11 protein-coding genes are annotated in these 13,163 nt (G+C 44.9%); 9 read left to right on the top strand and 2 right to left on the bottom strand.

Features of this window, described 5'->3' with window-relative positions; translation table 11 throughout:
• The first annotated feature begins 114 nt into the window (after positions 1-114).
• Complete coding sequence (locus CEF13_RS20565; protein ID WP_102713513.1) at positions 115-1,389, top strand: DUF445 domain-containing protein; 1,275 nt, start codon at positions 115-117, stop codon at positions 1,387-1,389.
• Positions 1,390-1,395: 6 nt separating this feature from the next.
• Complete coding sequence (locus CEF13_RS20560; RefSeq protein WP_102713511.1) at positions 1,396-2,730, top strand: DUF445 domain-containing protein; 1,335 nt, start codon at positions 1,396-1,398, stop codon at positions 2,728-2,730.
• Between the two features lie 102 nt (positions 2,731-2,832).
• Here CEF13_RS20560 and CEF13_RS20555 read toward each other — a convergent pair whose 3' ends face one another.
• Both CEF13_RS20555 and CEF13_RS20550 read right to left on the bottom strand, forming a co-directional pair.
• On the bottom strand, positions 2,833-3,909 hold the full coding sequence (locus CEF13_RS20555; protein ID WP_102713509.1) for a sensor histidine kinase: 1,077 nt from the start codon (positions 3,907-3,909) through the stop codon (positions 2,833-2,835).
• Positions 3,906-4,598 carry a response regulator transcription factor gene (locus CEF13_RS20550; RefSeq protein WP_102713507.1) on the bottom strand — a complete coding sequence of 231 codons (693 nt, stop codon included), beginning with the start codon at positions 4,596-4,598 and terminating at the stop codon, positions 3,906-3,908. The genes CEF13_RS20555 and CEF13_RS20550 overlap by 4 nt, the downstream gene beginning before the upstream one ends.
• 291 nt (positions 4,599-4,889) lie before the next feature.
• Here CEF13_RS20550 and CEF13_RS20545 point away from each other — a divergent pair, with 291 nt between their 5' ends.
• The 7 genes from CEF13_RS20545 to CEF13_RS20515 all read left to right on the top strand — a co-directional run bounded on the left by CEF13_RS20545 (position 4,890) and on the right by CEF13_RS20515 (position 13,111).
• Positions 4,890-5,312 (top strand): hypothetical protein, encoded by a 423-nt coding sequence (locus CEF13_RS20545; RefSeq protein WP_244917109.1) that lies wholly within the window; start codon positions 4,890-4,892, stop codon positions 5,310-5,312.
• Positions 5,313-5,557: 245 nt separating this feature from the next.
• The gene (locus CEF13_RS20540) at positions 5,558-7,702 is read left to right on the top strand and encodes a right-handed parallel beta-helix repeat-containing protein (RefSeq protein ID WP_102713505.1); all 2,145 of its coding nucleotides are present in this window, start codon (positions 5,558-5,560) and stop codon (positions 7,700-7,702) included.
• A 178-nt stretch (positions 7,703-7,880) separates the two neighbouring features.
• Positions 7,881-9,668, top strand: a complete 1,788-nt coding sequence (locus tag CEF13_RS20535; protein WP_243864268.1) for a glycerophosphodiester phosphodiesterase — start codon at positions 7,881-7,883, stop codon at positions 9,666-9,668.
• 26 nt (positions 9,669-9,694) lie between these two features.
• Complete coding sequence (locus tag CEF13_RS20530; protein WP_102713503.1) at positions 9,695-10,423, top strand: uracil-DNA glycosylase family protein; 729 nt, start codon at positions 9,695-9,697, stop codon at positions 10,421-10,423.
• A 27-nt stretch (positions 10,424-10,450) separates the two neighbouring features.
• Complete coding sequence (locus CEF13_RS20525) at positions 10,451-11,239, top strand: GDSL-type esterase/lipase family protein (protein ID WP_102713501.1); 789 nt, start codon at positions 10,451-10,453, stop codon at positions 11,237-11,239.
• Positions 11,236-12,147 carry an ABC transporter ATP-binding protein gene (locus CEF13_RS20520; RefSeq protein WP_102713499.1) on the top strand — a complete coding sequence of 304 codons (912 nt, stop codon included), beginning with the start codon at positions 11,236-11,238 and terminating at the stop codon, positions 12,145-12,147. The genes CEF13_RS20525 and CEF13_RS20520 overlap by 4 nt, the downstream gene beginning before the upstream one ends.
• The gene (locus CEF13_RS20515) at positions 12,140-13,111 is read left to right on the top strand and encodes an ABC transporter permease (protein ID WP_102713497.1); all 972 of its coding nucleotides are present in this window, start codon (positions 12,140-12,142) and stop codon (positions 13,109-13,111) included. Before CEF13_RS20520 ends, CEF13_RS20515 begins: the two co-directional genes overlap by 8 nt.
• Positions 13,112-13,163 lie beyond the last annotated feature (52 nt).

Genomic DNA, 13,163 nt, shown 5'->3' with positions numbered 1-13,163 from the left:
TGCTAAGGGAGGCTTTTTTCTTGTTCACTCCTTGTTGAAAGCATGCCATTGTTTCATACCCTATACATATGGGATAATTGATAAGATAACGATTATGAGGAACGGAGTTTGCCTATGAACAGATTTAGTATTAAGAAAAAAGCGGATATGGCATTGCTCTTTTCTGCAATCGGAATACTCGCAGCGTTTCCCTTTCACCATAATTTTGTTGGAGGGCTGCTATTTTCACTATTCAGTGCGGCGACGATTGGCGGTCTGGCTGATTCCTTTGCGGTCAGCGCTCTGTTCGGCAACCCTTTGCGCATCAAGTGGCCGACATGGATGGGAACCAATATCATCTCACGCAACAGAGAGCGGTTAATTGGCGAGCTCGTCCAAATGGTACAAAATGAGCTGTTAACGATCGCCAACATTAAAGAACGGCTGGGTGAGTATAATATCGCAGATGTTATCATGACCTATTTAAAGCAGCATGGCGGCGAAGAGGGCATTAATGATATTTTGCAGCAAGTGGCTGATGATGTAATTCAAACGATTGATTTGCAGGATTTAGCGAAAATGGTGCAAACCTTCGTGTTTGAGCATGCCGATACGATACAAGTGTCCAATATTGCTGCTGATATCGGCGATTGGACGCTTAGAAATGGGTATGATGACCGCATTATCGAGTTTATGATTCCTGAGCTCGTGAAGATTGTTAGGTCGCCGGCCTTTCTTTCTATTATTGATCAAATTGTCCATTCCACTATTGAGTCATACGAAGGTGACAAATTCCGCAGGAAGCTGATTGATTTCACGGCAGGTTTAGAAGCAGCGAATATAAGCGGGAAAATCCAAGAATGGCTTATCGCATTTCTCTTGAGATTCCATTCGGAAGCACATCCGCAGCGGATACAGCTTAAGCAGTATATTGCAGATTTTATTGTAAGATTGAAAACGGATGAGCAGCTTCGTTCGCGAATCGAGGCAGGGAAAATGAGCTTGCTGCAGACGTTAAAAGACGAGATTAAACTAGATGAGTACATACAAAGAGGCTTGGAGTCGATTAGGCAGGCTGCGGCAGCGAATGCGGAAGGGCAAATTGAGCGTTATCCATGGATTTCGGATCGAATCCATCAAGGAATCACTTACATGGAGAACCATTCGGAGTTGTTAGCACGTCTTGACCAGTATGTGAAATCGACCTTGCTGAAGTGGATGGAGCAGAAGCATTCTTACATCGGCAAAGTAGTGACTGAGAAGCTGAACACCTTCTCTGAGGAGGAGCTAATCGCGTTAGTTAAAGAGAAAGCAGGACGGGATTTGCAATATATACGAATCAATGGAATCGGAGTCGGCGCGCTTATCGGTGTTGTGCTGCATCTGGCGACCTTTTGGATAGGGGGTTAAACCGATATGGCGATGAGAAAAAAAGCTAATCGTAGTTTATTGCTGCTAGCTGTCTTATTTGTAATCGCTGCTTGCTGTGTATACGCTTTTCCGAATATGTGGTGGGCGAGAATGCTGCTATATACGACGGAGGCTGGACTTGTAGGCGCATTGGCTGATCTATTTGCAGTTACCGTATTATTTCGACATCCTTTTGGGTGGAAGTGGATTCCTCATACGGCAATCGTCCCGAAAAATCGTGATAAGCTGATCGATGGTGTTGCAACTATGGTGGAGGAGCAATTGCTGAGCAAAGGTATGCTGACGGATAAAATAAAAGAGATTTCTATCGTAGAAATCGCGATTGCCTGGGTAGATCGGCGTCCGCATGGCACGGTTATGGAGCAGGTGTGGACGCTAATTGCGGGCTTGCTTGCCAAGCTTGATATGAATGGTTTGTCGATCAAACTGGACGAAGGAGCTCGAAAGGGCTTAAGTAAGGTTGATATGTCATCATACGGCGGGAAAGCATTGAAATGGGTTATGGATAAAGGTGATTTTCAAAGCTGGCTCAGCCAGATTGTGGAGTATGCTGCCACACGTGCCTCAGAAGAGGAGATCAAGCTCGTTATTCGGGAGATGCTGGCGAAGGAGAAGGAGAAATTCGTTAGTAAGGGAAGTATTTTTTCCCAGTGGGTCAAGAAGATGGCTGTTGAAATTGCGGAGTCGACCAATGCGCTTAATTTGAACGATGCGACGGACGCTTTATATGAGGATTTGCAGAAGCTTATTAACGATCTGCGCAATCCGCAGCATGAGCTTCGTGTTTTGCTGGAGAATATGGTTTATCAGCTTGCTGACAATATGCAGAATCGTGAAGATGTTGCAGCGGCTGTGCATGAGTGGCGGGATGAGATGCTGGAGAAGGTCTCCTTGCTTCCATCGATTGAGGCTCTGCTCGGCAGCTTCAAAGAGCTGTTATTATCAGATGGGAAGCAGCAGCTCGCCTTGCCGGATAAGCACTCCGTCAATCATGGGGATATAAAAGAGCTGATCAATAAATTCGTTGAATCGTACTGGAATTGGTTCAAATCAAATGAGGACACGAAGAAATGGCTGGAGCAATATGCCCAGAGCTTTGTTCATAAAATCATTGAGACTGAGCATGCGATCATCGGAATGATTGTTCGAAAAACGCTAGCAGGCTTTACGGAGCAGCGGCTTGTTGAATTTATCGAAAGCAAGGTCGAGACCGATCTGCAGCGGATTCGCTTAAACGGTGCTTATATCGGGGCAGCGCTAGGTGCCGCGTTCTATATTATTTTGTATGGTGTATATGAGCCACTCCTGAACATGCTTTAAAAAGTAGATGCCTCCTCTAACTAGCTATTTGCTAATTTAGAGGAGGCTTTATTTATAGGCTGTGACCTATAGCGTGAAGTTTGTTCGGCCAAATACGAACGTTCAACAATTCACTCCATCCGAAGGTGTCTGCGTAGAGATCCACCCTGTAATTTCAGTGCCCCCGGTAGACTGATTACAGGCGGTCAGATCGCCTCCGTGAGCTTGAATAATACGTTTGGCGATCGTCAGGCCAAGGCCGGTCCCTCCCGTCTCGGAATTTCGAGAAGCGTCCGCTCTATAAAAGGGCTCGAAAATGTGGGGAAGATCTTTCTCTGGAATACCTGCCCCTGTATCGGCGACGCTGAATACGATTCGATCTGGCTGACGATGCCACTTGATCTCGATTGTGCCTCCAGATGAGGTGTGTCTAAGCGAATTGTCAATCAGATTGCCGATCGTACGCTCCAGCAAATGTCTGTCGGCTTCTAGACGGCAAGTGGCTTCGGGGCCATTTTCCTTAATAGAGATTTCTCTTGAGAGGGCTAGGGTCCGGTATCCTTCCACTATTCTGTGGATGAAAGGGCCGAATTCAAAATGTTCTTTATGAGTCGATTGCTCCAGAACATCACTTCTTACATAAGTGAACAGATCGGAGACAAGCCGTTCCAGATGCTCGGCTTTCTCGCTGCATATGGACAAGTACCTGGCAGCTTTCTCTGGACTGCTCGCAAGCCCCCGCTCCAGCCTCATTAAGTACCCGCGCAGCGCAAATAAAGGTGTACGCAGATCGTGGGCGATCGCACCTATATAGAACTGGCGTTCTTGCTCCAGCTCGGACTGGCGGATCACCAATTCCTTTAGCCCGTCCCCAAGCGCCTGTAGTGCTTCTCGGACTTCGGCGATTTCCCGTACGGATGTCTTCGGTAACTCAAAATCCAGATCTCCCCCCGCCATTTTTCGAGCCGCCGCGCTCATAGCTTCCAGAGGCTTTACCACGTATCGGCCCATCTGTCTCCATATAAACAAGACAACCCCAACGGGGATGAGAATGGAGAAGATAGAGGATAGGAGAGGCCCGCTATCCAATAATTTGGGGATGGGCTCCAGCATGCGTGGCAGAAAAAGGAGGAGCAGCATTCCGAGCAGCATAAAAAGTCGGATGCGTAGCGCTCCACGGACTAATTTCGGGGCATTCATTTCCTCACTCCCTCGAATCGATATCCGACTCCCCAAACGTTGACCATATAAGTTGGGGAAGAAGGGGCTGGTTCTAATTTCTCGCGGATTCGTCCGACGTGAACCGTCACCGTATGCTTGTCTCCAATTCCATCCCAAAAGCGCTCGAGAAGCTGCTCGTAGGTAAATACTTGCCGTGGATGTTCGGCGAACATCGATAAAACATCAAACTCCTTCGGCGTCAGAGCTACAGGCTTGCCGTCCACTCGGGCTTCATGCGCTTTCAGGTCTAGCACCAGAGATCCGTAGTTGAGCGTATGCTCTTCAATTATCTCTTTTTTGCCGTATCGGCGAAGAACGGCTTTGATCCGGGCTATGACTTCCTCTGGCGTCGCGGATTTGACGATATAATCGTCAGCGCCTAGACTGAATCCACGTATTTTGTCTATATCCGAATCGCGTGCACTGAGAAACAGGATCGGGATGTCGCTCGTTCGGCGTATGTGCCGACACAGCTCGAATCCGCTTTGGCCTGGCATCATGATGTCGAGAAGGATGCAGTCGACGGCCATCCGATTCAGGATTTCTATAGCTTCTTGGGAATTGGAGGCTTGCTCCACTTGGAATTCCTCGTCCTCAAGAAAATCATTAATTAACTCCACGATCGATTGATCGTCGTCTACTAGCAACACCTTTGTCTGATTGTTCATCGAAATTGTCCTCCAACGTGTAACTAACCGGCTTCTCTTCCTTTCAAGGATAACATTTTAATCATCGCTTTTTGATCCTTGTGAGAGAACTGTAACGGTTTGTGACTGTTTTGTGATTGTTTCAGGTATAATTTTGTGATCAGTGGCAGATATGATAAAAATAGATGCATAAGAAAAATCAATTTTATCGCGGAAAGGGTGGAAGCTCCTATTGTTAAAATTACGATGACACAAAAAAAATGGTTATTGTTCATTCATTTATTTTTTTCCTCTATTATGCTCGGGGGCGCTATGACCTTTTTGTTACTAAGTATAAACGCCGGTGCCGCCAATGATGCTAGCCAGCTGCAAATGTGCTATGCTGCCATGAACTTTTTGGCGAAGACAAGCGTAAGAGTTTCCACAATTGGCGCTGCGGTGTCCGGGGTTCTACTATCCTTGCTGACCCATTGGGGGATGTTCAAATATTATTGGATTATAGCCAAACAAATATTGACGCTGCTGTCGATTTACCTAGGAATTATCGGGATGTATAACTGGGCACTGAAAGCATTTGAGGTAACCTCGGCGGAGGGCCTGGATGCTCTTCACAATGCAGTCTATATGGTTAACCATCAGCAGCTCTGGGTTGGAATCGTACTCCAGATCATATCTGTTGTGTCTATGTTTATTTTATCGGTTTTTAAACCTTGGGGGAAAAGGAAAACGTCGTAGGCAAAGAAATCGAATAATCAGCTCCGATTCAACTGTGTTAGATGCTATGTTAGCAGCGCCTAGGGCAGTTTTTTTTATTGGGGGATACCCAAATCGTTAGGAACAGGGAACCATTTTCTTGGGATACATACAAAATGACGTGCATTGTTCTTTATTAAGAATAACCGCAATGGTATATTAAAGGGATTGAAAAAGAGGGAATCATTTGAAGGTTTGTTAAAATTTGCTGAATAGGAGGGCGAAATATGAATATGATGAAGCTGCTATTGTTGGTATTGCTGGCCGCTCAGCTTTCATTGATGCCGGTACAGTCTTTATTAATAAATAAAGATAGTGATAATGGAGGTAATAGCGAAGCTCAGAAATCCGAACAAATCGATTTAGCGAAATGGGGAATTTATAAGGATGGCACACATCCTGTGGAAACAACAAAAGGAATAAATAACGCGCTGAAATGGGCGAACCAGAACGGGAAAACCTCAGCATCGCTGCCTTCAGGCACGTATTTGATCGACAAAAACAGTCGAATTGAAATGGTAAGCAATATGCTGTTCGAGCTGCCGATGGATGCCGTGCTCAAAAAAGAAACAAATGATAAAGAGAGCTACCAGCTGATGTACATCGGCTATGGAATCCATCATGTAACGCTCAAAGGCGGTACCTATTATGGTGATAAAGAAAAGCATGATTATTCCAAAAAGGATAATAAATATAGCTCAGGCACCCATGAAGGCGGTTATGGCATCATGACTGCCGGCGCCACTGACGTGACCATTGATGGGGTAAAGGCTGTTAACTTCACAGGCGACGGATTAATTCTGGGTGGCTATGGCACGATGATACAAGATCTGTATGAGAATCATTTCGTATCAGGTGAATTTGATAATAAAGGGAAAAATATTAGCAATGCCAAGAAGATAAGAACAAAAAATCCGATTCCATTAAATAACGTTATTTTCAAAACAGAAAGAGAATTTGAATTGTCCAACGCTCAGAAGCTTCCGAGCTCATTTGATCTTTTTTTCTATAAGGCAGATAGCACATTTATTTCAAAGCTTGCTAACCGAAAGCTGAGGGATAAGCTTACCATCCCGGCAGGAGCGACACAATTCAATCTCGTGTTTAACCAAGCGACTAAAGATAAAGCTTATGTGGAGGTTTGGAACCGGAAAGCAACACAAAATGTGACCGTAAAAAATTCGGAATTTGCCTTTAATCGAAGACAAGGCATTACGGTAGGCGGTGCTGATCAAGTGCTTATTTCGAATAATTCGCTTCATGATATGAAAGGTACGGCACCGCAAGCGGGCATCGATGTAGAAGGCGGCTTTGAAGTGAACGGCTATCTCAATACCAATGTGGTCATTAGCGATAATGAATTTTATAATAATGCGGCTTATGATGTCGTTTTATTCGATGGACATGATGCCGTAGTGGATAATAATCATTTGGCATCGAAAGGTGCCATTGGGCTTGCTATATCGCAACCCTTCAAGGGAGCAACCGTTACTAATAATCATTTCGATGGATCAAGATTGATTGCGGCGCATGACGCTGCGTTTATTGGCAATAAAATGAATGATTCGTATACGACGCTGGAAGGACCCAACATTCAAATCGATGGCATGGAGTTTACAGATTCGGTTCTAGGCATTAGTTCAAAGGTTCCATTCGGAATCAGTGTATCGAATGTTACGATGTATAACAACAAAAAGAGTGATTCAGGGCTATCCATTTGGAAAGAGCCGATCCATTTGAAGGATGTCACCATTATCGGTGAATCCAAGCTGCGCTCTATAGTTGGCGGAGTTGCCGAAGGTTCCATATTTGATAATTTGAAAGTAATCGGATTCAATACGTTTTATGACTTATCGCTCCCTCCCGGAACGTATAACGGCTGTCAATTTGAAGGTGCTGAGGGAGGAAACAACGGAGTTCTTTCTCTCTCGGCATCGGGTAAATATGTGTTCGATCATTGTACCTTCAAACCACCCGCTTCGGGCGGTGCTAGCCTATTAGGTAACCATCCGAACTTGGTGCTTACAGTGCAAAATTCAACTTTCGAAATACAGGGCAATACGCAGGCAATCAGCATTCAAGCAGCGAAAAGCGCATTAGTGGAAAATAATACGATTAACGCTAATGCGTTGACTAACACATCAGTTGAACTGCTCCGAATCGGCGATTACTGGAAACAGAAGGAGAAGCATCGCGTATTGAAAGCTGTTATTCGCGGCAATACGTTTAATACGAATTTAGCTGCAATCGGAATTTCCACGATCTATGCAGGAACGAGTGCTCCAGTGTATCTGATTGAGAATAATACACTGTATACAGCCAAATTGGCATTAAAGAAAAATGATAAAGATCAAAATAATGTTTTAAAATAAGGCCTTGATGAAGCTTTGACTTTTATAGTCAGAGCTTTTTTTGCGAAATATAAAAAATAAACGACTGTTTCAATCTTTTGAATTCGACGCAGGGGCAGGCTCATGCGTATAATAATATATAGGTGAAAAATAACAATAATAAGCATTTTGCAGCATCTACACCAGGAAGATAGGATGAATGTCTATGCTTCAACTTTTTGTCAGAAGTATTCGCGACTTCCGCGCGACATACAAGAAGCACCTTGTGTTCGAGTATTTATTTATGCTGCTTACGAGCTTTGTCATCATCCCTATCATTTCATTTATATTCAACCGAATTATTCGTGTGGTTGGAACGGGCTCTCTACTGAATGGCGAAGTGTATAAGATTGGCCTGAGCTATACAGGCATAATTGGACTTATTGCGATTTGTTTAGTAGCAGTGCTGGTACTGTTTATTGAATTTGGCGTCATTATTACGATTGCCCAGCAGCATTATTTCAATAAAAACATACTGATTACAGATGCGCTGCTGACGACACTAAGGAAGACGCCAAAGCTATTTGGCTTTGGTACAATCCAGCTGTTGTTTTTCCTGCTATTTCTTATGCCGTTTATTGAATCTCCGTTATCTTCGTCATTGTATGAATTATTTAACGTTCCAATATTTATTAATAACCGTATATTGGGCTCTTCTTTTATGATGGTTGTTTTATTGGGCATTCTATTATTAATATCGGTTTATACCATATTGCGATGGATATTTGTCCTGCACTTCATTATGATTGAAGGCAAATCCATACGGATGGCGATTAAGGGCAGTCTTGTCTTAACCAATGGAAAGCGATTATCGATTTTCATTTATTTGTTTCTGTTGAATGCTGCTGTGCTCTCGCTCGGCTTTTTCGTAATCTCTTCTGTCGCTTATTTGCCGTCATGGCTTAATATGAATGTGCTCAAATTGATTTCCAATCATTATTCCTTAACATTAACGACCGTACTTACTTATATGTTCACGCTGCTGCTCGTCCCGGTTAATATGATCGTATTGACCCGATTATTTTATAATTTCAGCCGCAGGCTTGGTGTTATGCCGCAAGATGAGCTTCGCGTTTACCGGAATCATTGGATTGGGCTTTTGGAGAAGAGTATGTCGGCCTTCTTGCGAGGAAGAACTCGCAAAACGACGCTTTACGCATCTGCGATCGCGATATATTTGGCTGTGGCTCTATTTGTAAGCTACGCAGCTAATGATAACCTCGTTTATATCAAATGGAGTGTTCTACTATCCGCACACCGCGGAGATACGCTCTCAGCACCTGAGAACTCGCTCAGGGCTGTGCAGAGCTCTCTGGATCAAGGCATTGATGCCGTTGAAATAGATGTCCAGCTTACGAAGGATGGTGTGGTCGTCTTGCATCATGACTATAACCTTCGGCGGATGACTGGTATTGCGAAGCGGGTAAATGAGCTGAGCTATGATGAGATCAAGGAGCTTAACATCAGCAATCGAGATGGCGGAGCAGAGGAAGTGGTTCGGATTCCGATGTTGTCGGAGGTGCTTGCCGCGGCGCAGGGGAAAGGAAGGCTTATTATTGATCTTAAGCCTTACGGCTCCGGTGAGGAGCTTGCTAAGGAGGTCGTTCATTTGATTGAACAATTCGATATGATTCAGAATTGCTATATTCAATCCTTTGACGGTCTGACCCTTCACCAAATAAGACAGCTGAATCCCGACATTAAGATTGGTCAAATCTTATATTTCGCGGTAGGGGATTTATCGCTGCTGGACGTGGACTTCTATACGATTGAGCAGGTGATGCTGACGAAGCAGCTTGTAGATCGCGCCCACAGAAACGGCAGAGAGGTATGGGTGTGGACGGTCAACAGCGAACGTAATTTGAAAGAAGTGCTGAAATTTGAAATTGACGGCATCATTACAGACTATCCTGTCCGTGCGCAAAGCATGGTTGAGCTTAATATATAGCTGATTCAGATTAGGAGAAAGACGCCGTGAGCCAAATTGAAAAGTACAAAAACTATATTATGTCATTACCGCCAGGCAGCTTATCCAAAGAGCAGTTATTGGTAAGAGAGCTGCTAATTGATGAGCATCTGAATATGTCTATTTATTACGTCCCATATGAATATGTGAATGATGCAGCGAAAGTAATGATTATTGGCATAACACCAGGCTTTACCCAAATGGAGCTTGCCATTCGGAGCGCGCGTGACGATTTATGGAAAGGTGTAGCTGCTGCGCAAATTGACCGAAACGCTAAGAAAATTGCGAGCTTTGCAGGCTCGATGCGAAAAAACTTAATCGAAATGCTCAATCAAATCGCCTTGCCTGAACCTATTGGGCTTGAGAGCAGCGAAGCTTTGTTTGAAGAGCGCAGGGATTTGCTGCATACGACTTCCGCCATCAGGTATCCTGTATTTTTGGATGGACATAACTATACAGGCCACAGCCCTGCAATTCTTAAATCTGAAACGCTCTATCACTATGCAGAGACGATCCTTCTTGCTGAATTAAGAGCAGTGAAGGACGCTTTAATCATCCCTTTGGGAAAAGCAGTGTCGGAGGTTGTACAAGCATTCGTTGATAAAGGCTGGTTGGACGAGAAAAGATGTTTGTTCGACATGCCTCATCCTTCCGGTGCTAACGGTCATCGAAGAAAACAGTTTGAATTAAATAAAGCCAAAATGCAGCAGCAGGTTGAATTTTGGTTTCGGAGCTGACAGAACGAATAGAGAGGAGTGGACGCATTGCATAGCAAGAAGGTTCGCATCATTACCGTTTTTGCTGCTTTTACCTGTCTCCTATGGATATTTGGCCTGGGCTGGACAGTAAAGGATTACTTAATTGGCGCAGCACATTCGGCGTATTCACCGCCTGCTGCAGATGAATCAGCTGCACAAACAAATGAGTTGAAAATCATAGCTCTAGGAGATTCCCTGACAAGAGGCACCGGAGATATTGAGGGGAAGGGATATGTAGGCTATGTGACCGACCAATTAAAGAAGGAAGGGTTGGACGTTTCCTTAATTAATTTGGGCATTAAGGGGCTCACCTCAGAGCGATTGGCAGAGCAAATCAAGGAGAAGGAAATCAAGCGCCAGATCGGACAAGGGGATATTATACTGATGACGATTGGCGGTAATGATTTGTTTCTAGGCGGTCAGACGTTAACCAATATAACGGACGATAGCATATCCAAGCTAGAGGAAGCTTACCTCTCCCATCTGAAAGCGATACTAGCGGATATTCGAGCAGTCAACACGGAGGCAACCATTTATTTATTAGGCTTGTATGATCCGTTTAACGAGTTCCCTGAAGGTGCATTGACGTCGAAAACAGTGAGAGGCTGGAACTCTAAAACGATGGAACTGCTTGCGGAAGATTCTAAGGCGGTATTCGTTCCAACCTATGATTTGTTTCAACTGAACGTGAATGACTATTTGTTTACTGATCACTTTCATCCCAATGAAGTAGGGTATCGACTGATGGCTGATCGAGTGGCAGCGTTGATCACAAGCGGAGGTGGACCTCGATGAGCAGCATCACTTTATCTGTTCAAGGCTTGCGGAAAGTAATCGGCAAACGCACCATCATAAAGGATTTAAGCTTCGAGCTCAAGCGAGGCGAGGTATTTGGCTTTCTCGGGCCTAACGGCGCAGGGAAAACTACGACGATTCGAATGCTGGTTGGCTTAATTAAGCCAACTTCCGGAACGATTCATATATGCGGATTAGATATCGCGAAAGAGTTCACGAAGGCGATGAGTCATCTCGGCTGCATCGTTGAGAATCCGGAGCTGTATCCATTCCTAAGCGGAATGGAAAATCTTCGTCACTTTGCCGTTATGCTAAAAGGGACCACACAAGCTCGAATTGACGAGGTCGTTCGATTAGTGGGCATGCAGGAGAGAGTGAATGATAAAGTGAGCACCTACTCCTTGGGCATGCGGCAGCGGCTTGGCATTGCGCAAGCTTTGCTTGGCAAGCCGGATGTGCTCATTCTGGATGAGCCTACGAACGGCCTAGATCCATCCGGCATTCGGGAAATGCGGGCATTTATTCGCTTTCTGGCAGAGGAGGAAGGGCTGACTGTTCTTGTTTCCAGTCATTTGCTGCATGAAATTCAGTTAATGTGCGATCGTGTGGCGATCATCACCAAGGGTGAAATTATTCGTGTAGATTCTGTCACCAATCTATTGTCCAGCGAAGAGAGGCTTCAGTGGCGGCTAAGACCATTTGCTTTAGGCAAATCGGTGCTGGGCAGCTTGACCGAATTGCTGAATGAACAGGAAGAAACCGTAACAACTATTTATTCAGAGCAGCTGAGTGGCGACTGGAACCGAAAGCTGGTTGAAGCAGGCGTAAGCGTACTCGAAATGAATCGGAAGCTGCCGGCGCTCGAAGACTTATTCCTGGAGCTGACTGGAGGCGAATCGATTGATTAATCTCGTACAGAACGAAATGACAAAGCTGCTTGGAAAGCGCCGTTTTATCATTATATCGGTCATTATTCTCGTACTTCTCTCCATGTTTACGTACGCACAGGCGCGGCAGGCGGAGACGATAAAAGAGCGGCTTGGCACGGTTGATTGGCGTACAGAGCTGCAGCAGAAAATCGTCGACTGGCAAAACCGCTTAAGCAGTGCGGGTCAGTGGAGAGAGCAGCTTCAGATCCAAATTGAGCAGTCTCAATATTATTTGGATCATGATATCAATCCATCGGAGCCAGGGGCGCCAACGTTTATTAGAGGTTTTGTGGAAAACTCAGCGGAGCTGTTTTTGCCGCTATTAATTATGATTATTGCTGTCGATCTCGTATCCTCAGAACGAAGCATGGGAACGATCAAGCTGCTGCTAACTCGGCCAGTGAGCCGCTTTCATATATTGCTAAGCAAATATATAGCGCTCATTCTGTCGGTTTCGTTAGTTATATTCATATTCGGTTTGCTGTCGTATATTATATCGGCTTTCATGTTCGGTAATCAGGGCTGGGCAGCGCCGGTGCTGACGGGGTTTAAAGTAGAGGGTGGCGAGCTCAACATCTCGGAGGTTCGCCTCGTGTCGCAGTGGCAATATATTATTCAGCAGTTTGGTCTGGCGTGGTTTATATCGCTGGTCGTTGGAACCTTATCCTTCATGCTGTCTATTCTAATGAGAAGCAGCGCAGCAGGAATGGGAACGATGCTGGCTTGTTTAATCGCAGGGGCGATACTAAGCAATATGGTTTCTTCATGGACATCAGCCAAATATTTATTTATGGTTAATCTTGGTCTTATGAATTATGTGAGCGGAACAGCGCCTCCGATCGAGGGAATGACGCTTGGCTTCTCGCTGGCTGTACTTGCGGCATGGATGCTCGGATCATTGGTTGTATCGTTTGCGGTGTTTATGAGGAAGGATATTTATTAGAATTAGCGCAATACAGCTCGGCATCTTGTCCTAAAATCATTCTCTTAAGCAT

It is taken from the genome of Paenibacillus castaneae (assembly GCF_002884445.1).
GTDB classification, from domain to species: domain Bacteria; phylum Bacillota; class Bacilli; order Paenibacillales; family Paenibacillaceae; genus Pristimantibacillus; species Pristimantibacillus castaneae.
Note: the sequence above shows the minus strand (reverse complement) of the source record. Positions and strands in the feature narration are given on the sequence as shown.